Source organism: Reichenbachiella sp., assembly GCF_965223055.1.
GTDB lineage: Bacteria > Bacteroidota > Bacteroidia > Cytophagales > Cyclobacteriaceae > Reichenbachiella.
On sequence record NZ_CBDCVM010000011.1, the window covers coordinates 114,010 to 138,251 of the forward strand.

At 39.5% G+C, this 24,242-nt stretch carries 39 protein-coding genes; 4 read left to right on the top strand and 35 right to left on the bottom strand.

The genetic code is table 11. The features are described from left to right. Nucleotides 1-31 precede the first annotated feature (31 nt). On the top strand, nucleotides 32-1,684 hold the full coding sequence (locus ACOQO5_RS11460; RefSeq protein ID WP_420581833.1) for a VRR-NUC domain-containing protein: 1,653 nt from the start codon (nucleotides 32-34) through the stop codon (nucleotides 1,682-1,684). On the opposite strand, the gene ACOQO5_RS11465 is transcribed toward ACOQO5_RS11460, so the two are convergent. Next, nucleotides 1,681-2,223 (bottom strand): DUF1697 domain-containing protein, encoded by a 543-nt coding sequence (locus ACOQO5_RS11465; protein WP_420581834.1) that lies wholly within the window; start codon nucleotides 2,221-2,223, stop codon nucleotides 1,681-1,683. The genes ACOQO5_RS11460 and ACOQO5_RS11465 overlap by 4 nt on opposite strands. Before the next feature lie 82 nt (nucleotides 2,224-2,305). Between ACOQO5_RS11465 and ACOQO5_RS11470 the strand changes: the two genes are divergently transcribed. After that, complete coding sequence (locus ACOQO5_RS11470) at nucleotides 2,306-2,836, top strand: DinB family protein (protein ID WP_420581835.1); 531 nt, start codon at nucleotides 2,306-2,308, stop codon at nucleotides 2,834-2,836. 35 nt (nucleotides 2,837-2,871) lie between these two features. Here the strand turns inward: ACOQO5_RS11470 and ACOQO5_RS11475 are convergent, their stop codons facing one another. Then, a complete protein-coding gene (locus ACOQO5_RS11475; RefSeq protein ID WP_420581836.1) occupies nucleotides 2,872-3,354 on the bottom strand; it encodes a DUF962 domain-containing protein in 483 nt (160 codons plus the stop codon). Between the two features lie 112 nt (nucleotides 3,355-3,466). Between ACOQO5_RS11475 and lysS the strand changes: the two genes are divergently transcribed. Together lysS and ACOQO5_RS11485 are read left to right on the top strand one after the other, a co-directional pair. Continuing rightward, nucleotides 3,467-5,206, top strand: a complete 1,740-nt coding sequence (gene lysS, locus ACOQO5_RS11480; protein ID WP_420581837.1) for a lysine--tRNA ligase — start codon at nucleotides 3,467-3,469, stop codon at nucleotides 5,204-5,206. 352 nt (nucleotides 5,207-5,558) lie between these two features. Further along, nucleotides 5,559-6,566: a lipase/acyltransferase domain-containing protein gene (locus ACOQO5_RS11485; protein WP_420581838.1), complete on the top strand. Its 1,008-nt coding sequence runs from the start codon at nucleotides 5,559-5,561 to the stop codon at nucleotides 6,564-6,566. Nucleotides 6,567-6,689: 123 nt separating this feature from the next. Here ACOQO5_RS11485 and ACOQO5_RS11490 read toward each other — a convergent pair whose 3' ends face one another. The 33 genes from ACOQO5_RS11490 to rpsJ form a co-directional block, all read right to left on the bottom strand. Next, the gene (locus ACOQO5_RS11490; protein ID WP_420581839.1) at nucleotides 6,690-7,070 is read right to left on the bottom strand and encodes a hypothetical protein; all 381 of its coding nucleotides are present in this window, start codon (nucleotides 7,068-7,070) and stop codon (nucleotides 6,690-6,692) included. A 25-nt stretch (nucleotides 7,071-7,095) separates the two neighbouring features. Continuing rightward, on the bottom strand, nucleotides 7,096-7,338 hold the full coding sequence (locus tag ACOQO5_RS11495; RefSeq protein ID WP_420581840.1) for a hypothetical protein: 243 nt from the start codon (nucleotides 7,336-7,338) through the stop codon (nucleotides 7,096-7,098). Between the two features lie 255 nt (nucleotides 7,339-7,593). Continuing rightward, a complete protein-coding gene (gene eno / locus ACOQO5_RS11500; protein ID WP_420581841.1) occupies nucleotides 7,594-8,874 on the bottom strand; it encodes a phosphopyruvate hydratase in 1,281 nt (426 codons plus the stop codon). Next, nucleotides 8,871-9,983 carry a glutamine-hydrolyzing carbamoyl-phosphate synthase small subunit gene (gene carA / locus ACOQO5_RS11505; protein ID WP_420581842.1) on the bottom strand — a complete coding sequence of 371 codons (1,113 nt, stop codon included), beginning with the start codon at nucleotides 9,981-9,983 and terminating at the stop codon, nucleotides 8,871-8,873. The genes eno and carA overlap by 4 nt, the downstream gene beginning before the upstream one ends. A gap of 118 nt (nucleotides 9,984-10,101) precedes the next feature. Further along, complete coding sequence (gene rplQ / locus ACOQO5_RS11510) at nucleotides 10,102-10,710, bottom strand: 50S ribosomal protein L17 (protein ID WP_420581843.1); 609 nt, start codon at nucleotides 10,708-10,710, stop codon at nucleotides 10,102-10,104. 2 nt (nucleotides 10,711-10,712) lie between these two features. Next, nucleotides 10,713-11,702: a DNA-directed RNA polymerase subunit alpha gene (locus ACOQO5_RS11515; RefSeq protein WP_318172851.1), complete on the bottom strand. Its 990-nt coding sequence runs from the start codon at nucleotides 11,700-11,702 to the stop codon at nucleotides 10,713-10,715. A gap of 35 nt (nucleotides 11,703-11,737) precedes the next feature. Beyond that, entirely contained in the window at nucleotides 11,738-12,343 is a 606-nt protein-coding gene (gene rpsD / locus ACOQO5_RS11520; RefSeq protein WP_420581844.1) for a 30S ribosomal protein S4, read from the bottom strand. 23 nt (nucleotides 12,344-12,366) lie between these two features. Beyond that, nucleotides 12,367-12,759, bottom strand: a complete 393-nt coding sequence (gene rpsK, locus ACOQO5_RS11525) for a 30S ribosomal protein S11 (RefSeq protein WP_084373637.1) — start codon at nucleotides 12,757-12,759, stop codon at nucleotides 12,367-12,369. 9 nt (nucleotides 12,760-12,768) lie between these two features. After that, nucleotides 12,769-13,146: a 30S ribosomal protein S13 gene (gene rpsM, locus ACOQO5_RS11530; RefSeq protein ID WP_084373636.1), complete on the bottom strand. Its 378-nt coding sequence runs from the start codon at nucleotides 13,144-13,146 to the stop codon at nucleotides 12,769-12,771. A gap of 2 nt (nucleotides 13,147-13,148) precedes the next feature. Next, a complete protein-coding gene (ykgO, locus tag ACOQO5_RS11535; RefSeq protein ID WP_073122828.1) occupies nucleotides 13,149-13,265 on the bottom strand; it encodes a type B 50S ribosomal protein L36 in 117 nt (38 codons plus the stop codon). 66 nt (nucleotides 13,266-13,331) lie between these two features. After that, on the bottom strand, nucleotides 13,332-13,550 hold the full coding sequence (infA, locus tag ACOQO5_RS11540) for a translation initiation factor IF-1 (RefSeq protein WP_073122829.1): 219 nt from the start codon (nucleotides 13,548-13,550) through the stop codon (nucleotides 13,332-13,334). Nucleotides 13,551-13,562: 12 nt separating this feature from the next. Next, complete coding sequence (gene secY, locus ACOQO5_RS11545) at nucleotides 13,563-14,882, bottom strand: preprotein translocase subunit SecY (RefSeq protein ID WP_420581845.1); 1,320 nt, start codon at nucleotides 14,880-14,882, stop codon at nucleotides 13,563-13,565. Between the two features lie 3 nt (nucleotides 14,883-14,885). Next, the gene (gene rplO, locus ACOQO5_RS11550; protein WP_420581846.1) at nucleotides 14,886-15,332 is read right to left on the bottom strand and encodes a 50S ribosomal protein L15; all 447 of its coding nucleotides are present in this window, start codon (nucleotides 15,330-15,332) and stop codon (nucleotides 14,886-14,888) included. A 28-nt stretch (nucleotides 15,333-15,360) separates the two neighbouring features. Beyond that, nucleotides 15,361-15,540, bottom strand: a complete 180-nt coding sequence (gene rpmD / locus ACOQO5_RS11555) for a 50S ribosomal protein L30 (RefSeq protein WP_420581847.1) — start codon at nucleotides 15,538-15,540, stop codon at nucleotides 15,361-15,363. A 4-nt stretch (nucleotides 15,541-15,544) separates the two neighbouring features. Then, a complete protein-coding gene (gene rpsE, locus ACOQO5_RS11560; protein WP_318172855.1) occupies nucleotides 15,545-16,063 on the bottom strand; it encodes a 30S ribosomal protein S5 in 519 nt (172 codons plus the stop codon). Nucleotides 16,064-16,070: 7 nt separating this feature from the next. Then, nucleotides 16,071-16,418 carry a 50S ribosomal protein L18 gene (gene rplR / locus ACOQO5_RS11565; RefSeq protein ID WP_420581848.1) on the bottom strand — a complete coding sequence of 116 codons (348 nt, stop codon included), beginning with the start codon at nucleotides 16,416-16,418 and terminating at the stop codon, nucleotides 16,071-16,073. Nucleotides 16,419-16,426: 8 nt separating this feature from the next. Then, nucleotides 16,427-16,978 (bottom strand): 50S ribosomal protein L6, encoded by a 552-nt coding sequence (gene rplF / locus ACOQO5_RS11570; RefSeq protein ID WP_420581849.1) that lies wholly within the window; start codon nucleotides 16,976-16,978, stop codon nucleotides 16,427-16,429. Nucleotides 16,979-16,988: 10 nt separating this feature from the next. Further along, a complete protein-coding gene (gene rpsH / locus ACOQO5_RS11575) occupies nucleotides 16,989-17,384 on the bottom strand; it encodes a 30S ribosomal protein S8 (protein ID WP_420581850.1) in 396 nt (131 codons plus the stop codon). Between the two features lie 75 nt (nucleotides 17,385-17,459). Next, the gene (gene rpsN / locus ACOQO5_RS11580) at nucleotides 17,460-17,729 is read right to left on the bottom strand and encodes a 30S ribosomal protein S14 (RefSeq protein WP_318172859.1); all 270 of its coding nucleotides are present in this window, start codon (nucleotides 17,727-17,729) and stop codon (nucleotides 17,460-17,462) included. A gap of 1 nt (nucleotide 17,730) precedes the next feature. After that, nucleotides 17,731-18,288: a 50S ribosomal protein L5 gene (rplE, locus tag ACOQO5_RS11585; protein ID WP_420581851.1), complete on the bottom strand. Its 558-nt coding sequence runs from the start codon at nucleotides 18,286-18,288 to the stop codon at nucleotides 17,731-17,733. Next, nucleotides 18,281-18,604: a 50S ribosomal protein L24 gene (gene rplX / locus ACOQO5_RS11590; RefSeq protein ID WP_420581852.1), complete on the bottom strand. Its 324-nt coding sequence runs from the start codon at nucleotides 18,602-18,604 to the stop codon at nucleotides 18,281-18,283. The genes rplE and rplX overlap by 8 nt, the downstream gene beginning before the upstream one ends. Nucleotides 18,605-18,633: 29 nt before the next feature. Beyond that, the gene (gene rplN, locus ACOQO5_RS11595) at nucleotides 18,634-19,002 is read right to left on the bottom strand and encodes a 50S ribosomal protein L14 (RefSeq protein ID WP_318172862.1); all 369 of its coding nucleotides are present in this window, start codon (nucleotides 19,000-19,002) and stop codon (nucleotides 18,634-18,636) included. Between the two features lie 3 nt (nucleotides 19,003-19,005). After that, nucleotides 19,006-19,263 carry a 30S ribosomal protein S17 gene (gene rpsQ, locus ACOQO5_RS11600; protein WP_084373624.1) on the bottom strand — a complete coding sequence of 86 codons (258 nt, stop codon included), beginning with the start codon at nucleotides 19,261-19,263 and terminating at the stop codon, nucleotides 19,006-19,008. A gap of 11 nt (nucleotides 19,264-19,274) precedes the next feature. Further along, nucleotides 19,275-19,472 carry a 50S ribosomal protein L29 gene (gene rpmC / locus ACOQO5_RS11605; protein ID WP_084374008.1) on the bottom strand — a complete coding sequence of 66 codons (198 nt, stop codon included), beginning with the start codon at nucleotides 19,470-19,472 and terminating at the stop codon, nucleotides 19,275-19,277. Between the two features lie 21 nt (nucleotides 19,473-19,493). Beyond that, nucleotides 19,494-19,919 carry a 50S ribosomal protein L16 gene (rplP, locus tag ACOQO5_RS11610; protein WP_420581853.1) on the bottom strand — a complete coding sequence of 142 codons (426 nt, stop codon included), beginning with the start codon at nucleotides 19,917-19,919 and terminating at the stop codon, nucleotides 19,494-19,496. A gap of 32 nt (nucleotides 19,920-19,951) precedes the next feature. After that, nucleotides 19,952-20,680, bottom strand: a complete 729-nt coding sequence (gene rpsC, locus ACOQO5_RS11615; protein WP_420581854.1) for a 30S ribosomal protein S3 — start codon at nucleotides 20,678-20,680, stop codon at nucleotides 19,952-19,954. A 1-nt stretch (nucleotide 20,681) separates the two neighbouring features. Beyond that, complete coding sequence (rplV, locus tag ACOQO5_RS11620) at nucleotides 20,682-21,068, bottom strand: 50S ribosomal protein L22 (RefSeq protein ID WP_420581855.1); 387 nt, start codon at nucleotides 21,066-21,068, stop codon at nucleotides 20,682-20,684. 11 nt (nucleotides 21,069-21,079) lie between these two features. Next, a complete protein-coding gene (rpsS, locus tag ACOQO5_RS11625) occupies nucleotides 21,080-21,355 on the bottom strand; it encodes a 30S ribosomal protein S19 (protein ID WP_084373620.1) in 276 nt (91 codons plus the stop codon). Nucleotides 21,356-21,358: 3 nt separating this feature from the next. Further along, nucleotides 21,359-22,180 (bottom strand): 50S ribosomal protein L2, encoded by an 822-nt coding sequence (rplB, locus tag ACOQO5_RS11630; RefSeq protein ID WP_420581856.1) that lies wholly within the window; start codon nucleotides 22,178-22,180, stop codon nucleotides 21,359-21,361. Between the two features lie 11 nt (nucleotides 22,181-22,191). Beyond that, on the bottom strand, nucleotides 22,192-22,479 hold the full coding sequence (rplW, locus tag ACOQO5_RS11635; RefSeq protein ID WP_084373618.1) for a 50S ribosomal protein L23: 288 nt from the start codon (nucleotides 22,477-22,479) through the stop codon (nucleotides 22,192-22,194). A 4-nt stretch (nucleotides 22,480-22,483) separates the two neighbouring features. After that, nucleotides 22,484-23,113 (bottom strand): 50S ribosomal protein L4, encoded by a 630-nt coding sequence (rplD, locus tag ACOQO5_RS11640; protein ID WP_420581857.1) that lies wholly within the window; start codon nucleotides 23,111-23,113, stop codon nucleotides 22,484-22,486. Between the two features lie 2 nt (nucleotides 23,114-23,115). Then, the gene (rplC, locus tag ACOQO5_RS11645; RefSeq protein WP_420581858.1) at nucleotides 23,116-23,748 is read right to left on the bottom strand and encodes a 50S ribosomal protein L3; all 633 of its coding nucleotides are present in this window, start codon (nucleotides 23,746-23,748) and stop codon (nucleotides 23,116-23,118) included. Between the two features lie 181 nt (nucleotides 23,749-23,929). Further along, nucleotides 23,930-24,235, bottom strand: a complete 306-nt coding sequence (gene rpsJ, locus ACOQO5_RS11650) for a 30S ribosomal protein S10 (RefSeq protein ID WP_318172870.1) — start codon at nucleotides 24,233-24,235, stop codon at nucleotides 23,930-23,932. Between the last annotated feature and the right edge of the window lie 7 nt (nucleotides 24,236-24,242).

The following is a 24,242-nucleotide window of genomic DNA, read 5'->3' on the forward strand; positions in this document are numbered from 1 at the left end:
AAGGTACTAGTTGCCTCTATTTTTGTAAGACATGGCCAATAATGACAAAATTATACTGCCTGAAAAATACTATCTGGACAATTTTAAATATGTTCTCAGTTTTGTCATGGACAAGTATGAACCGCTTCTTTCAAATAATGAAATAGCATTTGTTACCGGCTTCACAACACTCTCTGAAGATGCCCAGTGTCTGTACGTTAGGGTTAGCAATAGGAAGGGGCTATTCTTTAGAAAAGAAAAATTGATCTATTCTGAAATAGCGAATCTAAATGATGCTCATGAAGAATTATTGGATCAAAACTTCCTCATAAACAAGCCCTTCCTTGAGATTGAAGAGTGCTATCAGCTGATCAATATATACAACAAGCCGGAAATCATACAAATGCTAAATCCTTTGGATATTGAGGTCGATAAGAAACTAAAAAAAGACGAGTTGATTTTGGGTCTGCTTGAAGGACACGATGCTGAAATTCTACAACAAATTTTTTATACTAATTCCATTATTACCCAAGGCGCACGCGAGGAATTGGATATGATCAAGTTATTTTTCTTTGGGCATAACCATGGAGACATGTCTGACTTCGTCATACGTGATGTCGGTCATGCCAAATTCATGGAAATAGATGAGTCGAAGTTAGGCACCTCATTCGATTCAAGAGAAGAAGCCGAAGCCGTGATGCAACTCTCACAATTGAACAAAGAGTTTTATTTGTTAGAAGAGGCGCTTTCTCCATTATCCATGTATGCATGGTTCAAAGAAATTGAAATTGGCTATTTTCTCAACATGGACAAAGCCAAACAACGAGCAGAGAAACTAGTGCACAAAGTTGGCTACCACCTGGAAAAGCACAAACACTATGAGGAAGCACTTGAGTTGTATCATATCTCATCTGCTTCACCACTGAGAGAACGACGAATCCGAATCTACAACAAGCAAAAAGATTTTGACAAATCTTTGACTCAAGCAAAACAAATCCTGGAAGGCCCCAATGATAACAAAGAATACTATATCGCATTGGATGTCATCAACAAGCTGGATAAAAAACTAAAAACAACCACCCTTAGACAAAAAGAAGGGGTTTCTATTTCGGTAGACGAAAGCTACCTGCATCGGGTGGAGCAAGGTGCACTGGCTTATTTCGAGGCAAAAGGCTACCAAGGCTACCATTCTGAAAACTCTATTTGTAGAAATGTCTTTGGACTGTTTTTTTGGGAAGAAATTTTCGACCCCAAATACAACAGTTTACACCAACCATTGCAACGGAACCCTTCAGACATCTACGGTAAGGATTTTTACGCCAAGCGCAAAGAAGCTATTGCAGAAAAGCTACAAAAAACAAAATCTAAAAAGCATCTTTCAAAGATACTAGAGAGCAGTCTTGAATTGCACCAAGGCATATCTAATCCCTTTGTACACTGGGATGAAAGCATGATTGAAGCGATGTGGCAGTTTTTAGCCTTTGCGAAATTGAAACAAATCAAATCCCTTTTAGCAGAAATGGCCATCGATCCCAAAAACCGATCCACTGGATTTCCTGACCTTTTCATCTGGAAAGAAAATGACTATTCATTCTATGAGGTAAAATCACCGAATGATCATTTGTCCGAGAAGCAATTATTTTGGTTGGAGCGTTTTCAAGAATGGGGTGTGCCTGCTGAGATTGCTTTGGTCGAGTGGACCTAAGCATTCAACATTTCCATAAGCTTTGTTGTAGTTTTCCAGTTTCTTGAGGTCCCCTTTACTTTCAGCTTCCGCTCTATCGTATTGTGATCAAGCTTGGACTTGCCAGCACCATTCGCATAGAACAAATATAGATTCGAGCCTACCATACTAAACTCTTCTGGTCCTGAATGAAAGTCTTCTAATACTTTGAGGTTCTCTTGACTTGGCGCATCAGCAAGAATAGTCACGTAGAGTTTAGTGATTTCTTCGCTGCGATCATTGACGAATGGATTGTTGGAGAAAGTCTCTTTCCACTCTTTTTGAGAACGAACGATCACAGGCACATCAAAGCCAAAAGTACCCTTGATGTTTTCATGAATTTGGCTTTCTATTTTTTTCTGGTTGGACTCAGAGGTTTCAAATACAATATTCCCGCTCTGGATATAGGTTTGAATGTTGTCATAACCGAGCTTACTCAAGGAAGTCCTCAATGCGTCCATCTTGATCAGCTTCTGACCGCTCACGTTTATACCTCTTAATAGTGCAATGTATTTTGTCATGTCTCAAAACTAAAAAAAGATGTCCTATTCCTAACACTAATTGTGTATGGCCGTTTCAACTGCTGAACTAAAAACATATTCCATGAAAAACTTACTTTACATTTTACTCATTGCACCATTCTTAGCTACAGCGCAAGAAACTGCACAACCAACTACCTATCAGCAAGAATTTACAGGCAGCATGAATTACAGTCAGGGCCAGATTGTTAAGCTAATTGAAGCAATTCCACAGGAAAAGTATGCCTGGAGACCTGGAGAAAACGTGCGAAGTACTTCTGAAGTGATTTTGCATATCGCAGCATCCACTTACAATTTATCAAGTGCCTTGGGTACACCTCTTCCAGAAGGGTTAGACACTAAAGCCTTAGAGAAGTCGACCACGGATAAGGCTGAAATTCTGAAGGCTATCAATGATGCTTATGCTTTTTCAAAAGCTGCAGTTGATGCTGTAAATGACGATCAAATGAATGACATGGTGACCTTGCCTTTCGGCACCTTTACCAAGCGCTCTTTGATCATGATCATTGCGACGCATAGCTACGAGCATAAAGGTCAGTTGATCGCTTATGCCAGAGTAAATGATGTGACTCCACCATGGAGTGGCAGCAACTAAACGCCTAAAACACGGTTTATAAATCAGGGTTGACCTTAATAAGGCAACCCTATTTTTTTGTAAATGAAATGCATCAACCAGGCCGGACCAATCAGTAGAAACTGAACATCCTTAAGGAACGAAAGTTTCTTGCCTTCCACATTGTGACCATAAAACTGCCCAATCCAAGCTATAACAAATACCGCGATACTCACTTGCCAAACAGGAGCAATGCCCAACTGCTCAACAAACAAAGTCAGGTACAAAAAGCCCATGATAGCTACAGCCATACCAACAAATAGTGAAAAAGATAAAGTGAAATAATACATCAATACGGCCATCAAGCCAATAGTAGCCCAATTCAAAAAAGGGCTATGTGTCTTTGAAAATATCACCACTAGCCAATCATTTGGTATGGACCAAAACAAACCTACGATACTCCAGAATATGGCTGGCACGCAGATCCAGTGAATCAATTTATTGGTTGGGTTTTGATGGCTCTCGCCGTATTCCGAAAGAAGCTGATCAATTTTTCTCATGGTCATGATGTTTTTCTTATCAATGATAACGATTTCTGAATAAACATCCCTTCTCAATACTTCACCAATCGTCTATTTTACCTTAATTTTGCGGCTTCTAAAAAATTACAAAATGATTCTAAGCGAACAGGAAATTAACAGACGTCAGATCAGAGAAAAGTTGATCGAATCTGGCATCGAGCCGTATCCATCAGACACTTTCGAAGTGAACGTGACCACTAAGGACATTCACGAAAACTACGAAAAACGAAAGACAGACTATAAGGCCATTTCTATCGCAGGACGATTGATGTCCCGAAGAATCATGGGATCTGCTTCATTCGCTGAAATTCAGGACTCTACAGGTAGAATTCAAATCTACCTTAGAAGAGACGATATTTGTCCTGGTGAAGACAAGAGCCATTACAACAATGTCTTCAAAAAAATGATGGACATTGGCGACATCATTGGCATCAAAGGTTATGTATTCACGACAGAAGTTGGAGAGATATCTATCCATGTTACGGATTTGAAATTGTTGACCAAATCGTTAAAGCCACTCCCAATTGTGAAGGAAGCCAAGGACGATGAAGGCAACATGAAAACGTATGATGCTTTCACTGATCCTGAACTGAGATATCGTCAGCGATATGTGGATTTGATAGTAAACCCTGAAGTACGAGATACATTCGTGAAGCGTACCCAGTTGGTGAATTCCATGCGAAACTTCCTTGCAGAAAAAGGTTATTTGGAAGTGGAGACACCGATCCTTCAACCTTTGTATGGAGGCGCAGCCGCTCGTCCATTCAAAACGCACCACAATACGCTCGATATGACGCTGTACTTGCGTATTGCGAATGAGCTGTATCTGAAACGACTAATCGTTGGTGGATATGATGGCGTTTTCGAATTCTCGAAAGACTTTAGAAACGAAGGCATGTCTCGTTTCCACAATCCAGAATTCACGCAAGTAGAATTGTACGTAGCCTATAAAGATTATGAATGGATGATGGACTTGACCGAAGCCATGGTCGAAAAGGTAGCCATGGATCTACACGGCACCACAGAAGTTCAAGTAGGCGAAAATGTGATCAACTTCCAGAGACCTTGGAAACGATACACGATGTTTGAGGCTATTGAGCATTTCACTGGTGTGGATATTTCAGAAATGGGAGAAGATGAACTAAGAGCTACAGCAGAAAAGCTGGAGGTACCTACAGACCCATCAATGGGTAAGGCCAAATTGATAGACGAGATCTTCGGCGAAAAATGTGAGGGGCAATTGATCCAGCCTACGTTCATTACGGACTATCCAGTAGAGATGTCACCATTAGCTAAGAAACACAAAAGCAAGCCAGGGTTGGTAGAGCGATTCGAAGCTGTAGCCAATGGAAAAGAAATCTGTAATGCCTTCTCAGAATTGAACGATCCAATCGATCAAAGAAAAAGGTTTGAAGAACAATTAGAGCTAGGCAAGCGTGGTGACGACGAAGCCATGGTACTTGACGAAGACTTCTTGAGAGCACTAGAATACGGAATGCCACCTACGGCAGGTTTAGGTGTAGGTATCGATCGTCTCACCATGATGATGACTAATTCCAACTCAATTCAGGACGTGTTGTTCTTCCCTCAGATGAAACCTGAGAAGAAAATTGAGGCCTTGACTTCAGGTCAGTACGAAGAGTTGGGCGTTGCCAATGAATTGATTCCAATCTTACAGAAGTTAGGCATGGTAACCAAAGAGCAATTCGCAGAGGCCAAAGACAGCAAACTATTCAATGATGTTTGCGGCACAAGGAAGAAGTTGAAACTGAAAGAAGTAAAAAACCCTTCATTAGAAGATGTACAAGGCTGGATCGAGAAGGCTGGCTAAATAACAGAATCCTTTTCAAGGATATAAAGCCCGGTTTCAATTCACTTGTAATCGGGCTTTTTGTTTAATTGATTCCACTAACGAACTTCTTATCCGTCATTGCGAGCGAAGGCCGGCAATATTGAACATATTATCCCTACATTTAATTAGTAATGAAGAAGACCATGAGAGATCGCCATGTCACTTGATCCACTAAATCGTAGATTAAATTCCTCGAGATAACGTGCATAAGCAATCATTTTTTTGATGCTCATTTATTTATCCAAAACTTTTATTCATCTTATTTTAGCAAAAACGACCATCGAAAGAATATCTTCGTTATCATTCAAAATTAAAGTTCACAGGCATCTTTATGCTCAAAAATATTTTCACAAGAAAACGTAGGACATTAGTCATCGGCATTCATGGTCTGAGCAACAAACCGCCAAAACCTGTCCTTACTCAGTGGTGGAGAAAATCCATCGAAGAAGGTCTTTCCAAAATAGAAGGTGGTCCAACTAAGTTTGACTTTAAAATGATGTACTGGGCGGATCTACTCTACCCTACTCCCCTTAGTCTAAAAGCTAAGGATCCAGACGATCCTTTACACATCGACGAACCCTACATCTCTGAAAAGGAATTGAAAGTCAAGACTAAAAAAGGCCTTATTCAAATCTTCAAAAATTTAATTCAGTATATCAAGGAAATTGTTTTTTTGAGCAGAATCGGATTAAATAAGTTCAGAAAGCCCTTCGATGCAATCGTGAAAATCGGATTCCGAGACCTCGACATCTACTACAATGAAGAAAAGCCTAAAAACGAGCAGATGTTTGAAGATTATTTTAGGAATAAGGTCAGAAGCCGGCTGATTAAACTGCTTTTAAAAAACAAGAGAAAAGACATCCTAATCGTCGCACATTCTATGGGCTCGATAATAACCTATGATGTATTGTTGTCTCTAAAACATAGAGTGAAGGTAAAATGTTTTATAGCTATGGGCTCACCTATGGGTTTACCCCTGATTAGGGAAAATATTATGAAAGACCATCATCTTCCATTCGAAGAAGGTGAGGAAGCCTTTCCTCCTACGCCTGAAGGGGTAGAAAACTGGTATAGCTTCTGCGACAAAGAAGATAATATCGGTGCGCATTACAATCTGGCAGACTACTATACAGAAAATGTACGCGGCGTGAAGCCGGTTGGTAAGTTCGTAGAGAATAACTACAAAGAATGGAAAACTGACAATGCGCACAAGTCATTTGGCTATCTCCGATGTATCGAATTGGCAGAAGTGGTCAATGAATTCCTTTTGGAAGGTCGCTCTTCATTGTTGGCCAAAGGCAAGCAGTTGTTTAAGAGGAAGGGAAGAGAGCAGGCATAGCTTCGTCACTCTGGTGGGCTTCTTGCCTTTGTTGGAGTAGTCTCCAACAAACTGCCATTGCCATTCGCTAGCTGCAGTGGCTTGTTGGTCACAAGACCAACAAGGGCGAAAAAGCATTAGTGATTACTTATTAATTTTATCCCTTATTCTAAATAAAAATGTGAGCTCCTGAGATCTTTCTCTATGAGTTAATCCTATATAAGATTCCGCCACAACAAGTACCATATCATTTTCAAATCTCATAATATATTTATCCTCTTTTTCTTCAATATCGACCAATTTGTAGTCAAATGTTTTCATTGTACCGATATCAACAAATCTCATACTTTCAACGTTGCCTTGTTTATTTTTCAAATAATACCATTTGGCTTTATTTTTAATTGTCGTGGTTTCTCCATATTCCACAATATAATACTGGGAATATGAACTAAATAACTCAAGCCTTTGAGCAATTGATAACTGGGAAAATAAAACAATAGTTATTAGTATTAGTATGCCTTTCATAATTGATGGTTTGAGTTAGTTCGACCTATTCGATTTTATTATTCAGTCCAAATAAATAACCAGCAATAGCTCCTAGAATTCCAAATGCTGCGCTTAACTTGGCTGCTTCTAATTCAGCTATTGAAAGAATTGCTACTAAAGAAGCGACCAAAGTTATTCCAATGGCTCTCAGGTTATATGGGCCTAAGCCATCCTTCATTTTAGAATTAAAAATAAATAACACACTCAATGTTATCAATATTATACATATCAATATCCAGTATTTCATTTCCATGTTATTATTAATTAAATGATTATAGCAATTACACAAGATTTTATGCCTTAAAATAGCGATTAATTTCATCAAGTACTATAATCCCAATGCGAACGACTTAAAAGATGTAAACTTTCAACGCACGCCAATTTCCATTTTGTTTATGGAACAAAAAAACCGCAAGGTAAGTCCATGCGGTTTTTGATGTTTTTCCAAACGGATTACCCGGATTCCGATAGCCTTCGGAACAGGTAATGACGGTTGAAGATATTATTTAGCCTGTGGGAAACGGGCAGTTTCACCTAGCTCTTCTTCTATTCTCAATAATTGGTTGTACTTCGCCATTCTGTCCGAACGAGACAAAGAACCCGTTTTGATCTGACCAGCGTTAGTAGCAACAGCGATATCAGCGATAGTCGAATCTTCTGTTTCACCAGATCTGTGAGAGATCACAGCGGTGAATCCTGCTTTGTGCGCCAATTCGATCGCATCCAAAGTCTCAGACAAAGTACCGATTTGGTTTACTTTGATCAAGATAGAGTTCGCAGACTTTTCTTCGATTCCTCTTTGCAAGAATTTTACGTTAGTAACAAATAGGTCATCTCCTACGAGCTGACACTTGTCACCGATTTTTTCAGTCAATAGCGCCCAAGTAGACCAATCTTCCTCAGCACATCCATCTTCGATCGAATCGATTGGGTATTTATCAACCAACTCAGCCAAATAAGCTACTTGCTCTTCAGCATTTCTTTTCTTACCGTTAGGTCCTTCGAACTTAGAGTAGTCGTACTTACCATCTACAAAGAACTCAGAAGACGCACAGTCTAGAGCAATAGTGATATCCTTGCCTGGCTCGTATCCTGCAGCTTTCACTGCGCTCAATACGCTTTCTAAAGCCTCTTCCGTACCACCTGTGAATGCTGGAGCAAATCCTCCTTCGTCACCTACTGCAGTACTTAAGCCTTTATCGTGTAAAATTTTCTTCAACGCGTGGAAAGTCTCCGCACCCATTCTCATTGCCTCAGAGAAAGTCTCTGCACCTACTGGACGAATCATAAACTCCTGGAATGCGATTGTCGCATCAGAGTGAGATCCACCATTGATGATGTTCATCATTGGTACTGGCAACGTGTGTGCATTGGTACCTCCTATGTATCTGAACAATGGCAAACCAAGCTCCTCAGCTGCTGCTCTGGCTACTGCCAGAGAAACACCCAAAATAGCATTAGCACCCAGCTTTGATTTAGTCTCAGTACCGTCCAATTGAATCATCAACTGATCAATATACTTTTGATCAAAAACAGACAAGCCAATCAATTCTTCTTGAATGATATCGTTAACGTTGTCTACAGCTTTCAACACCCCTTTACCTAGGTATTTGCCTTTATCACCGTCTCTTAATTCTACCGCTTCGTTTACACCAGTAGAAGCTCCTGATGGAACTGCTGCTCTTCCCAATATGCCACTTTCAGTGACTACATCTACCTCAATAGTTGGGTTTCCTCTTGAATCAAGTATTTGTCTAGCAAATACACTTTCTATCAAACTCATTTTTTCTTGTGTTTATTTATTAATTGAATGAAATCATCGAACAAGTATCTCGAATCGTGTGGTCCAGGAGAAGCTTCTGGGTGATGCTGTACTGAAAATACAGGCTTGTCCTTTACACGAATACCAGCTACCGTGTTATCATTCAAGTTAATGTGTGTCAATTCTAAATTATCAGATTGCTCAACAGAGTCTCTGTCTACCGCAAATCCATGGTTTTGTGAAGTCACTTCACTTCTTCCAGTAATCAAGTTCTTAACCGGGTGATTTAGTCCTCTGTGTCCGTGATGCATTTTGAAAGTAGTAGCTCCACTGGCCAAGGCTATCACCTGGTGTCCCAGACAAATACCAAACAAAGGCTTTTCTTCTGCCATAATCTTCTTTGCCGTCTCAATGGCATAACTCATTTCGGCTGGATCACCCGGGCCATTCGATAAGAAGTAGCCATCGGGATTGTACGCCTTTAATTCTTCGAAAGAAGTCTCTGCAGGAAACACCTTGCACTGCACGCCTCGATCAGTCAGATTAGTCAGGATAGATTTTTTAACACCAATATCCAAAACTGCCACCTTCAATTCAGCGCTATCTTCTCCTAACAGGTAAGGTTCTTTGGTAGTCACCTTAGTCGCCAACTCTAAATGGTTCATACTTGGCACCTTGTCCAACTCTCCTTTAAGCTTCTCTATTTCTGAGATATCCGAAGAAATTATGGCATTCATAGCCCCTTCACTTCGCAGGCTCTTCACTACCTTTCTTGTATCCAGATCGGCAATCCCAACAATATTATGCTTTTTCAAGTACTCATCTAAAGAAGCATCCGCCTCGAATCGGCTATGCATTTCAGAAAAGTCGTTGATTACTAATCCTTTGATTTTTGGTCCATCAGATTCTTGCTCTCTGTCTACCGCCCCGTAGTTACCAATATGAGAATTCGTATTCACTACAATCTGACCGTAGTAAGATGGATCTGTATAAACCTCCTGGTAGCCTGTCATACCTGTATTAAAACAGATTTCTCCACCACTTGTGCCCTCACTGCCAATTGATGTACCTTCAAACCATTGGCCGTCCGCCAGTAACAAATAAGCTTTTTTCTTTTCCTGTATTTTCATATTTCGTTGGGTGCAAACTCTGGGCTAAAATCAGCGCAAATTTTATGATTTTTTAGACATAAAAAAAGCCATCCCGAAACTAATCGAGATGGCTAATATTTTAATGGAATAATATCACTTATTCCTTATCTTCTTTCTTTTCAGCATCGTCTGCAGACTCTTCTTTAGCGTCCGCTTCTGGTGCTTCTGGAGCAGCTTCAGTTTTCACTTCTTCAGTAGCCTCAGCAGCTGGTGCTTCTTCCACCTTAGCATCTTCTACAACTGCCTCAGTAGCTTCTACAGCAGGAGCCGCCTTTTCAGCGCTTCCTTTACTTCTTCTACTTCTTCGAGTTTTAGCTTTTGCTGGTGCAGCATCTTTCAACATCAATTCGTTGTAATCAACCAACTCCATGATGCACATTTCTGCGTTGTCACCTAATCTAGCCCCTGTTTTCAAGATTCTAGTATATCCTCCCGGTCTGTTAGCTACTTTTTCCGCTACTTCACCGAAAAGGGTAGTTACAGATTCTTTGTTTTGCAAGTAAGAGAAAGCTACTCTTCGAGAGTGTGTAGTATCATCCTTTGCTCTAGTGATCAAAGGTTCCACATATTTTCTCAAAGCTTTTGCTTTAGCTACAGTAGTAGTAATTCTTTTATGCAAAATCAAAGAAGAAGCCATATTGGACAACATTGCACTTCTGTGCGATGCTGTTCTGCTCAAATGATTAAATTTCTTCCCGTGTCTCATTTTTACTCTTCGTCTAATTTATACTTTGACAAATCCATGCCAAAAGTAAGGTTCTTGTCTGCTACCAATTGCTCCAACTCAGCCAAAGATTTCTTACCGAAGTTTCTAAACTTCATCATGTCAGAAATCTCCAATCTTACCAAGTCACCTAGTGATCTCACGTCTGCAGCTTTCAAACAATTGTAAGCTCTTACAGAAAGATCTAGATCGTTAAGATTAGTCTTAAGCAATTTTCTCATGTGTAGTAATTCCTCATCTACAGCTTCTGGCTCGCCCGCATCGTGCGTATCGAGGATCATCGTCTGATCTGAGAATAACATAAAGTGCTGTATCAAAATGTTAGCGGCACCTTTCAAAGCATTCTCCGGGTGGATAGATCCATCTGTTTCTATGTCCAATATCAATTGCTCATAGTCAGTCTTCTGCTCTACCCTTGTGTTCTCCACAGAATATTTTACATTCTTGATTGGAGTAAAGATCGCATCGATCGGAATAAATCCGAAGATTTGTTCTGCTGGTTTATTGTCCTCAGCAGTTACATAACCTCTACCTTTCTCAATAGTTAATTCTATTTCGAATTTCACTTTTTCATCCAAGTGAGCAATCACGTGATCTGGATTCAATACTTCAAATGCTGAAGTAGCTCCTCCGATATCACTTCCTTTGAATTCTTTTTGTCCTGATACGCTAACAACAATTTTGCTTTCAGCCACATCAGCAATCTTTTTGAATCTCACCATTTTGAGGTTCAAAATGATCTCTGACAAATCTTCTACAATGCCTTCCATCGTAGAAAACTCATGCAATACTCCAGGAACTTTGATGCCAGTGATGGCATATCCTTCCAGTGAAGACAATAAAATTCTTCTCAATGCATTACCGACGGTAACACCGTAGCCTTGCTCTAGTGGTTTGAAAGTAAATAAGCCATGAAAGTCATCAGCCTTCTCCATCACCACCTTTTCAGGCATTTGAAATGCTAGTATTGACATAGTTAATTCTTTAATATAAAAATTATGGAAATTTATTATTTAGAGTACAATTCAACGATCAATTGCTCTTTGATAGTCTCAGGAATCTCATCCCTTGATGGCAAAGTAGCCAATTTTCCCGTTAGTTGGCTAGAATCCCATTCCAACCATGGGTACTTGCTCACAACTCCTCTCGACAAACTCTCAGTAACAGACTGAAGTGATTTTGACTTCTCTCTAACAGCAACCAAATCTCCAGTTTTCAATGAGTAAGAAGGAATGTTTACCAGCTCTCCATTGACAGTTACGTGCTTGTGTAGGACAAGTTGTCTAGCCGCACTTCTTGTAGGAGCAATTCCTAGTCTGAATACTACGTTATCCAATCTTGACTCCAATAGCTGAAGTAATACTTCACCAGTAATACCACCTTTCTTAGAAGCTTTCTCGAACAAGTTAGAGAATTGCTTTTCTAGCAATCCGTAAGTGTACTTTGCTTTTTGCTTCTCAGCAAGCTGGATGGCATATTCAGAAGGCTTTCTTCTTCTACCACGGCCATGCTGTCCCGGAGGATACGCCTTTTTTTGCAAAGTCTTGTCTGGGCCGAAGATAGGGTCGTTAAACCTTCTTGCTATTTTCGTCTTGGGTCCGGTATATCTTGCCATTTTATATTAATTCTATAATATTATTAAACTCTTCTTCTCTTAGGTGGTCGACATCCGTTGTGAGGAAGCGGTGTAACATCTTTGATCATTGTTACTTCGATACCTACATTTTGGATGGTTCTAATGGCAGACTCTCTACCCGCACCTGGTCCTTTTACAAAAACCTCTACTTTTCTCAAGCCCTGATCGTAAGCGGCTTGCGCACAATCTTGAGCTGCTACCTGAGCTGCATATGGAGTATTCTTCTTAGAACCCTTAAATCCCATTTTACCTGCAGATGCCCAAGACACTACCTGACCTGTCAAATTGGTCATAGATATTATTATATTGTTAAACGAAGCTTTGATGTGTGCCTGGCCAATTGGCTCAACCACTACAACTCTTTTTCTTCCTTTATCTTTTCTTTTTTGTGCCATCGTCAATTATTATTTAGTAGCCTTCTTTTTGTTGGCAACAGTCTTTCTCTTTCCTTTTCTAGTTCTAGCGTTGTTTTTAGTATGCTGACCTCTAACTGGAAGACCTTTTCTATGTCTCAATCCTCGGTAACATCCAATGTCTAACAATCGCTTGATGTTCAATTGAACCTCAGACTTTAGTACACCTTCTACTTTGAAGTTTTCACTGATAAGCGTTCTTACTGCACCCGCTTCTTCATCACTCCAATCATCAACTTTCTTGCTCCAGTCTATGCCTGCTTCAGACAATATCTTCTGTGCCGAACTACGGCCCAAACCAAAAATATAGGTAAGAGAAATCTCACCTCTTTTGTTTCCTGGAATATCTACTCCTGCAATTCTAGCCATAATTATCCTTGTCTTTGCTTGAACCTAGGGTTCTTCTTGTTGATTACGTAAACTTTACCGTTTCGGCGGATGACTTTGCAGTCTGCGCTTCTCTTTTTTACGGATGCTTTAACTTTCATTTTTCTACTATTTAAACCTACACATCCCTTTTGAGTAAGTATTCAACCGGGACATATCAGCGATTTTTATTTATAACGATAAACAATTCTTCCTTTAGACAAGTCGTATGGAGACATTTCCATTTTCACTTTATCACCAGGTAAGATCTTGATGTAGTGCATCCTCATCTTTCCTGAGATATGAGCGATTACTTCGTGCCCATTTTCCAATTCAACTCGAAACATTGCGTTAGACAATGCCTCTTTGATTGTACCGTCTTGTTCTATTGAAGCCTGTTTTGCCATTCTTAATTTATATTATGCTACTGCTATATTTTGAGATCTACCCTTCAACTTACCAGACTTCATCATGCCTTCGTAGTGTCTCATTAGTAAGTAACTCTCAATTTGCTGAAGTGTATCTAAAATCACACCAACCATAATCAGTAGTGACGTACCTCCAAAAAACTGAGCAAAGTTTGTATTAACTCCAGCCATCTGAGCAAATGCTGGCATAATGGCCACCACAGCTAAGAATAAAGATCCTGGAAATGTTACTCTTGTTAATACTGTATCAATAAATTCAGAAGTTGCTCTTCCTGGTTTAACCCCTGGAATAAAACCTCCGTTTCTTTTCATGTCATCAGCAATCTGATTTGGATTAACCGAAATCGCTGTATAAAAGAAAGTAAACAACATGATCATAATCGCAAATGTCAAGTTGTATTCCCATGACTGAAAGTTCGAGAATGTAGTTGCTACATACTGAGCAACATCACTTGATTCAGCAAAGTATCCTCCTACCATAGATGGCAAGAACATCAACGACTGAGCAAAAATGATTGGCATTACGCCAGCTGAATTTACTTTCAAAGGAATGTACTGTCTTTGGCCTCCATAAACTTTGTTACCAACTACTTGTTTGGCATACTGTACTGGAATCCTTCTCACTGCTTGAGTCAACAAAACCACAGCCATCACTACGAAGAATAAGGCTAAGATTTCAAGCAAGAAGAACAGCGCTTCGCTCATTCCTCTAGTCACAGCTTCCTGCATTAAACTACCAGGGAATCTAGAAATGATACCAATCATGATCAACATGGAGATACCGTTACCGATTCCTTTGTCGGTAATCCTTTCACCCAACCACATACAGAAGATCGTACCCGCTGTAAGGATGGTTAATGAAGAAAGTGTGAATAAAAATTTATTTTCTAATACAATCGCATCTGCAGGAATTGCTCCTGCTAAATAAGCACTTCCCTGAGCGAACGTAATCGCAATGGTAAGTACTCTAGTAATTTGATTGATTTTCTTTCTACCGCTGTCTCCTTCTTTCTGAAGTTTCTGAAAATAAGGAACAGCCATAGTTAATAGCTGGATAACAATTGAAGCTGAGATATAAGGCATAATACCTAAACCAAAGATAGACGCATTACTAAATGCGCCTCCTAGCATAGTATCTAATATACCTAATATACCTGCAACGTTGTCGTCTAATTTAGAAGGATCTATACCAGGAAGAACAACAAACGAACCCAGTCTAAAGATGATTAAAAAACCGACTGTATTCAGTATTCTGACCCTTAGATCTTCAATGGTAAATATGTTCCGTATGGTACTAAAAAACTTCTTCATAGATTACAATGCTGTTGCTTTGCCTCCTGCTTTTTCAATAGCAGCGATAGCAGATTTAGAGAAATGATGAACTGTTACGTCCAATTTAGCTTTAAGCTCTCCTCTACCCAATACTTTAACTATATCGTTTTTAGCTGCTAAGCCATTCTCTACCAAAGTTTCAACAGTGATAGTAGATGCTTTAGTTTTATCAGCTAGTGCCTGAAGCGTATCCAAGTTTACTGGCTTAGTTTCTACTCTGTTAGGACTAGTAAAACCAAATTTTGGCACACGCTTATATAAAGGCATCTGTCCACCTTCAAAACCAAGTTTTCTAGAATATCCTGATCTAGATTTGGCTCCTTTGTGACCTCTTGTAGATGTTCCACCTCTTCCAGATCCTTGACCTCTACCAATTCTCTTGTTAGATTTTACAGATCCTTCTGCAGGTTGTAATGTATTTAATTTCATCTTTCTATGATTTCAGAAAATTCTAAAATTATTTATTTTCAACAGAAACCAGGTGATTGATCTTCTTGATCATTCCCGCAATCTGTGGCGTCATTTCTTTTTCAACAGATCTGTTAATTTTCCCTAATCCGAGTGCTTTTATAGTAAGCTTCTGATCGTTAGGTCTATTTATGACGCTTCTCTTTTGTGTAATAACTACCTTGGCCATCTTCTTATCCGTTAAAAACTTTTGACAATTCAACACCTCTTTGACGAGCTACCGCATAAGGATCTCTCATTTGGCTCAATGCATCGAAAGTAGCTTTTACCACATTGTGAGGGTTTGAAGAACCTTTAGACTTCGCTAGTACATCATGTACACCAGCACTTTCCAATACCGCACGCATCGCACCACCGGCAATTACTCCTGTACCCGTTGCAGCAGGCTTCAACAATACGTGTCCGCCTCCGAACTTACCAATCGCATCGTGAGGTACAGTTCCTTTGAATACTGGTACTCTTACCAAATTTTTCTTAGCGTCGTCGATACCTTTAGTGATAGAGTCTGTTACTTCATTGGCTTTACCTAAGCCGTAACCAACTACACCATTTCCGTCTCCCACCACTACAATTGCTGAGAAACTAAACCTTCTACCACCTTTTACAACTTTAGCAACTCTTTTGATAGCAACTACTTTCTCAGTTAATTCGATTTCGCTTGCTTTGATTGCTCTTATATTTTGCTTAGACATAACTCAATTAAAATTTAAGGCCTCCTTCTCTAGCTCCGTCAGCTAAAGCTTTAACTTTTCCATGATAAGGATAACCACCTCTATCGAATACTACAGATGAAATACCTGTACCTGTAGCTTTCTCTGCTAGTTTCTTCCCTACTTCTTTAGAAACCTCAATGTTGACATTGTTTTTTCCAATCTCAGCAGATGACGTAGCTGTCAATGTGTGACCACTCACATCATCAATCAATTGAACGTATATGCCTTTATTGCTTTTGAAAACAGACAATCTTGGTCTTTCAGCTGTACCAGTAATCTTATTTCTGATACCTTTTCTGATTCTTAGCCTTCTTTGTTCTTTAGTAATCGCCATGTCTCCTATTATTTAGCAGCAGTTTTACCAGCTTTTCTTCTAATAATTTCACCAACAAATCTGATACCTTTTCCTTTGTAAGGCTCGATTTTTCTAAGGGATCTGATCTTAGCACTCACTTCACCAACCAACTCCTTATCAGGCGATTCCAAAGTAACTATTGGATTCTTACCTTTTTGAGTTTCAGCAGCTACTTTCACTTCTTTAGGAATTTCCATAAAGATGTTGTGAGAGTATCCTAAGTTCAATTCAAGAATTTGACCTTGCGTAGAGGCTTTATAACCTACACCTACAAGTTCTAATTCTTTTTTGTATCCTTCACTAGCACCTACCACCATATTGTTCAACAATGAACGATATAAGCCATGAAGTGCTTTATGTCTTTTTTGATCGGTTGGTCTCTTTACTGTAAGTACACCATCCTCTAAGGCCAATGTGAAATCTGCATCGATCTCTCTAGCCAAAGTTCCTTTTGATCCTTTTACTGTCACAGATCCACCGTTGATCGTAATCTCAACGCCAGATGGCACAGTAATCGGCTTGTTTCCTATTCTTGACATCTTATTCTAATTAATAAACGTAACACAATACTTCGCCGCCCACATTGTGCTGTCTGGCTTCTTTGTCAGTAATAACGCCTTTGGATGTAGACAAAATGGCTACTCCAAGACCGTTCAATACCCTAGGTAATGCGTCAGACTTGGCATATTTTCTTAGACCAGGCTTACTTACCCTTTCTAAGCTTACAATCGCAGACTCTTTAGTCTCTGGATTGTACTTCAATGCAATTCTGATTTTCCCCTGGACACCATCCTCATCGAATTTGTAATTCTTAATGAATCCCTTGTCTTTCAACACTTTAGTGAGCTCCTTCTTCATGTTAGAAGCAGGAACCTCAACGATTCGATGATTTGCCTTGATGGCATTCCTCAATCTTGTTAAATAATCTGCTATCGGATCTGTCATTACAGTATACTTTTAACCCCCATTTCTTTACGGGGGTGCAAAGTTAGTTAATATTTTATATTTTAAAAACTCTTTTTACCAGCTTGCTTTTGTAACACCTGGAATTTTTCCATCGCTAGCCATCTCTCTGAATGTAACCCTAGAAATACCGAATTTTCTCATGTATCCCTTTGGTCTGCCTGTAAGCTTACATCGGTTGTGAAGTCTAACTTTCGAAGAGTTTCGAGGAAGTTTGTCTAAACCTTCGTAGTCGCCAGCTGCTTTCAATTCAGCTCTTTTAGCGGCATACTTAGCTACCAATCTTTCTCTTTTTCTTTCTCTGGCTTTTATTGCTTCTCTTGCCATATCAATTATTATTTTTCTTTACGAAAGGCATTCCGAATGCCTTAAGTAGTTCATAACTTTCTTCGTCTGTCTGGGCAGATGTCACGAAAGTGATATCCATTCCAGAAATCTTATTTACTTTATCGATACTGATTTCAGGAAAGATGATTTGTTCCTTCACACCTAAAGTGTAATTTCCGCGTCCATCAAATCCCTTGTCCTTAATACCTCTAAAGTCTCTTACTCGAGGAAGTGCCACAGTCATCAAACGATCCAAGAATTCGTACATCTTGTCACCTCTCAATGTTACTCTAGCTCCAATTGGCATTCCTTCTCTCAACTTAAAGTTTGAGATTGAAGTTTTCGCCAAGGTTGGTACAGCTTTTTGTCCAGTAATTTGAGTCAATTCCTCAACACCAGCGTCTACCAATTTCTTATCAGATACAGCTGCTCCGATACCTTTGTTGACAGAGATCTTCTCAATCTTAGGTACCATCATTACAGATTTGTACTGAAACTTCTCTTTAAGAGCAGGTACTACGTCCTTCTCGTAAATATCTTTTAGTCTTGGATTAGCCATTTTTGATTACCTCCCCTGTTTTCTTTGAAAATCTTTGCAATTTGCCGTTTTCGTCTAGCTTTCTACCAATCTTGGTTGCTTCGCCAGTCGCAGCATCTACGAGCATTAAGTTGCTCATGTGAATAGAAGCCTCAACTTTCTTGATTCCTCCTTCAGGGCTTTCAGCTGATGGCTTAGTGTGCTTAGTCACCATATTCAAGCCTTCTACGATCGCTCTATATTTTGTAGGAAATACCTCAAGAACAGCTCCTGTTTTTCCTTTCGAGTTTCCTGAAAGTACTTTAACGGTGTCTCCTTTTTTGATGTGAAATTTCATGATCTAAATTTTTCTACGCTATGATAAAATTACAGCACCTCTGGAGCCAATGAAACAATTTTCATAAACTGCTTTTCTCTAAGCTCTCTCGCTACAGGTCCGAAGATACGAGTACCTCTTGGCTCACCACTTTCTGCCAACAATACTGCTGCATTGTCTTCGAATCTGATGTAAGAGCCATCTTTTCTTCTTACCTCTTTCTTAGTTCTTACGACTACTGCTTTTGACACAGTACCTTTTTTAAGATTAGAAGAAGAAAGGGCTGACTTTACTGTTACAACAATTTTGTCACCAACAGAAGCATATCTCTTACCGGTTCCTCCTAATACACGAATACATAGTACCTCTTTAGCACCACTATTATCCGCTACACTTAGTCTTGATTCTTGTTGTACCATCTCTTATTTCGCTCTTTCAATTATTTCAACCAATCTCCACCTTTTGTTCTTAGACAAAGGTCTTGTTTCCATGATCTTTACAGTATCACCGATACCACAATCATTATTCTCATCATGAGCAGCAAATTTCTTTGTCTTGATCATGAATTTTCCGTACATCGGGTGCTTTACTTTACGCAACACCTCAACAGTGATAGTTTTCGACATTTTGTCGCTTACCACTTTTCCGACACGCTCTTTTCTTAAATTTCTGGCTTCCATCTCGAACTAACTTATTGTTGGGCGATTTGTTTAGCCCTGATTTCAGTACTTAACCTTGCTACCAATTTCTTAGCCTCTTTCAATCTCATAGGATTTTCTATTGGCGTGATAGCATGCGCAAATTTCAACTTTGCGTAATTTTCTTTCTCAGCTACAAGCTTGCCTTTCAATTCATCAAGCGATAAGCCTTTGATTTCAGAATTTTTCATAATTTCCTCTATTTATAGGTATTACCCTTGTGCTTGAAAATCTCTTCTAACAGTGAACTTCGTTCTCAACGGCAATTTCTGCTGCGCCAATCTCAAAGCTTCCTGAGCTAACTCTTTGCTTACACCTGCAGCTTCAAATAAGATAGTTCCAGGCTTTACGACTGCTACCCAATATTCTGGTGCACCCTTACCTTTACCCATTCTCACTTCAGCAGGCTTCTTTGTTACTGGTTTGTCTGGAAATATTCTAATCCAAACTTGTCCTTCCCTTTTCATCGCTCTGGTCATGGCAATCCTAGCTGCCTCAATCTGGCGACTAGTAATCCAACCTGGCTCTAGGGACTTAATTCCAAAAGTACCGAAGGCTAAAGTGTGTCCTCGCTGCGCAAGTCCTTTAACTCTACCTTTTTGCTTTTTTCTGAACTTCGTTCTTTTCGGTTGTAACATCTCTTAATATTTTATTCCTCCAGCGAGAGGGATTATTGTCTTCTTTTTCTTCTTGGTCCTTCGTTGCCACCTCTTGGTCCACGGTTACCACCGCCACCTTGGTTGCCCATGCCTACGTTTGGAGATAGATCTCTCTTTCCGTAAACTTCACCTTTGAAGATCCATACTTTGATACCAATTTTACCGTAAATCGTATGCGCTTCAGAAATCGCATAATCAATATCAGCTCTTAAAGTATGCAAAGGAATTCTACCTTCTTTGTACTGCTCAGTTCTCGCCATCTCAGCACCACCTAATCGGCCAGCTACTTTGATTTTGATTCCCTGTGCTCCTACTCGCATAGAAGAAGCGATCGCTTGCTTCATAGCTCTTCTGTAAGAGATTCTTGCTTTCAATTGCTGAGCGATAGACTCACCAACCAATGCAGCATCCAATTCAGGTCTTTTGATTTCGAAGATGTTGATCTGCAAGTCCTTTCCAGTAAATGCTTTCAACTCTTCTTTAATTTTATCAACTTCAGATCCTCCTTTACCAATCACCACACCTGGTCTAGCTGTGTGAATAGTCAAAGTGATTCTTTTGATGGTTCTTTCTACTACAATTTTAGAAATACCTCCTTTAGGAATTCTGGCTTTGATATACTTTCTGATTTTGGTGTCTTCTACCAATTTGTCAGGAAAGGTCTTGCCACCGTACCAGTTGGAATCCCAACCTTTAACAATACCTAATCTTAGTCCCGTAGGGTTTACCTTCTGTCCCATCTTATTTGTTTTCTGAAGTTTCAGTATTCTTTTCTGCGCTATCTGCGTTGTGGCTATCCACAACCAACGTCACGTGGTTAGATCTCTTTCTAATTCTGTGCGCTCTTCCTTGCGGAGCAGGTCTCAGCCTTTTCAAAATTCTTGCACTATCTACAAAAATTTCTTTAACGTATAGGTCCGCTTCTTCAAGCTTCGCGTCCTCGTTTTTAGCTTCCCAATTAGAGATGGCAGATAATAATAATTTATCTAGTCTAGCAGCACCTTGCTTTGCTTCAAACTTCAGTACGTTTAATGCATGGTTTACTCTTTGGCCTCTTACCAAATCAGCAACCACTCTCATCTTACGAGGAGAGGTAGGTACGTTTTTTAGTTTTGCTACAGCTTCCATAGTTCAGCTAATTATTTTCTTTTGTCTTTTTTATTAATATGACCTCTGAAGTTTCTCGTAGGAGAGAATTCGCCAAGCTTGTGCCCAACCATGTTTTCAGTTACAAACACAGGGATAAACTTGTTACCGTTGTGTACTGCAAATGTGTGTCCTACGAAATCCGGAGATATCATTGACCTTCTTGACCAAGTCTTGATCACTGATTTCTTGCCTGAATCATTCATGGCATCGACTTTATTCTCAAGTCTGAAATCTATATAAGGTCCTTTTTTTAAAGATCTTCCCATTACTTATTTCTTTTTACCAATGATCAACTTGTTAGAATATTTCTTAGGCGTTCTGGTCTTCTGACCTTTCGCAAAGATGCCGTTACGAGATCTAGGATGACCTCCAGACGACTTACCTTCTCCACCTCCCATTGGGTGATCGACAGGGTTCATTGCTACACCTCTTACTCTAGGTCTTCTACCTAACCATCTGTTTCGACCGGCTTTACCCAATCTTACATTCATGTGATCACCGTTTGAAACGGTACCAATAGTAGCTAGACAAGTAACAAGTACTAATCTCATTTCACCAGAAGGCAATTTCACTGTTGCGTACTTACCTTCTCTTGCCATCAATTGCACGTATGTTCCAGCACTTCTTGCCATAGATGCTCCTTTACCAGGTTTCAACTCCACGTTGTGGATAATTGTACCTAGAGGAATCTCAGATAACAATAGTGTGTTTCCAACTTCTGGTGCTACACCTGGTCCTGATAACAATGTATCTCCAACCTTCACTCCTTCAGGAGCAACAATGTATCTCTTTTCACCATCTGCGTAGAATAACAAAGCGATTCTTGCAGTTCTCATTGGATCATACTCAATAGTCTTCACTGTAGCCGGAATCCCGAACTTTTCTCTTTTGAAGTCTATTTCTCTATATTTTCTTTTATGACCACCGCCAACGTTTCTGATTGTCATTCTACCAGAATTGTTACGTCCACCGTTTCTATGAACAGCTTTAGTCAAAGACTTTTCCGGAGTAGAGCTAGTGATCTCATCAAATACAGGTGCAACCCTATATCTGGTACCCGGCGTCATCGGTTTTAATTTTCTTACAGCCATTTTCTAACTATTTATACTCCTCCGTAAAAATCAATTATATCTCCTTCAGCCACTTGCACGATCGCTTTCTTGAAAGAAGCAGTTCTTCCAGATACAACTTTCGATTTAGTGTACTTAGTTTTTGCGTTGCCTTGGTAAACCATTGTGTTTACTTTTTCAACCGTCACCCCGTAGGTTTTCTCTACAGCCTTTTTGATCTCAACTTTATTAGCATCTTGATCAACTATAAAGCCATATTTTCCGCTTTCATTAAGCGCAGATACTTTCTCGGTAACTAGTGGTTTTCTTAGTATACTCATCTTCTTATTTCGTTAATAAGTTCTGAATTTTTTCAATAGAACCTTCACAAAGTATCAAGTTGTCCGCATTCAACAAATCATAAGTATTGATTTGATCTGCAGTTGTTACTTTCGTTTTTTGAAGGTTGTTAGACGACAACACAACATTCTTATTGTCTTCAGCTAATACTAGCAACGTCTTTTTATTATTTAAAGAAAGACTTGTCAATAAGCTTTTGTATTCCTTAGTCTTTGGTGCTTCTAAGCTAAAATCCTCAAGAACAGATATGCTTTTACCAGTTGCTTTATAAGTCAAAGCAGATTTTCTAGCCAAAGTTTTCAATTTCTTGTTTAGCTTGAAAGAATAGTCTCTTGGCTCTGGACCAAACACTCTTCCTCCACCTCTGAACAAAGGCGATTTGATACTACCCGCACGTGCGGTACCAGTACCTTTTTGTTTCTTTATTTTTTTAGTCGATCCAGCAATCTCTGCTCTTTCTTTCGACTTGTGAGTACCTTGTCTCTGATTCGCTAGGAATTGCTTTACATCTAAATAGATAGCATGATCATTTGGCTCAATGCCAAATATGTCCTTAGCCAAATCAACTTTTCTCCCGGTATCCTCACCGTTTCTATTTACTACGGATACTTTCATGACTATTTCTCTAGAATTACAGTTCCATTCTTAGGTCCTGGTATAGACCCACTAACCAAAATCAGATTCTTCTCAGGAATAATCTTCATTACCTGAAGATTAGTTACTTTGACTCTGTCGTTACCAGTTTGGCCAGCCATTCTCATTCCTTTGAATACTCTCGCAGGGTAAGAAGCTCCACCAATAGATCCAGGTGCTCTCAGTCTGTTGTGCTGACCGTGAGTAGCTTGTCCAACACCACCGAAGTTGTGTCTTTTTACTACGCCTTGAAAACCTTTACCTTTTGAGTTGGCAATTACATCAACAAAATCTTCCTCTTGGAAAATATCTGCTACACTTAGTTCTTGTCCAAGTTCCACACCTCCATCAAACTCTACTCGGAAATCTCTAAATTCCACTAAGTGTTGCTTAGGAGTAGTTTTCGCTTTCGCGAAATGACCTTTCAAGGCTTTAGTCGTACGCTTTTCTTTACGCTCACCGTAACCAAGCTGTACAGCTGTATACCCGTCAGTGTCTTCGTTCTTAACTTGCGTTACTACGCAAGGACCAGCTTCTATCAATGTGCATGCGACGTTTCGTCCATCGGCCCCAAAGATGCTAGTCATCCCAATTTTTTTTCCTATTATACCTGACATTTCAGTATTAAATTTCTTTAATAATTTTCGCCTTTTCGTCCACTTGTTCGGAAAAGGAGTGCAAAGATAGCAATTAATAAATTGCAGTCAAATAATTCCTAAACAAAAAAGTAACAATTGCGTAAGGCACAAAAAAAGAACCACGCTTACACGTGGTTCTCATATTTTCAAAGTCTAATAATTAGACCTTAATCTCAACATCTACGCCACTTGGCAATTCAAGCTTCATCAATGCATCTACAGTTTTTGCACTGTTAGAGAAGATATCTACCAATCTCTTGTAAGTACAAAGCTGGAATTGCTCACGAGCTTTCTTGTTTACGTGGGGTGACTTCAATACAGTAAATTTTTCTTTTACTGTAGGAAGAGGGATAGGTCCGCTCACTACAGCACCAGTAGTTTTTACTGCTCTTACGATTTTCTCAGAAGACTTGTCTACCAAGTTGTGGTCGTAAGACTTTAGTTTAATTCTAATTTTCTGATTCATAACTAAT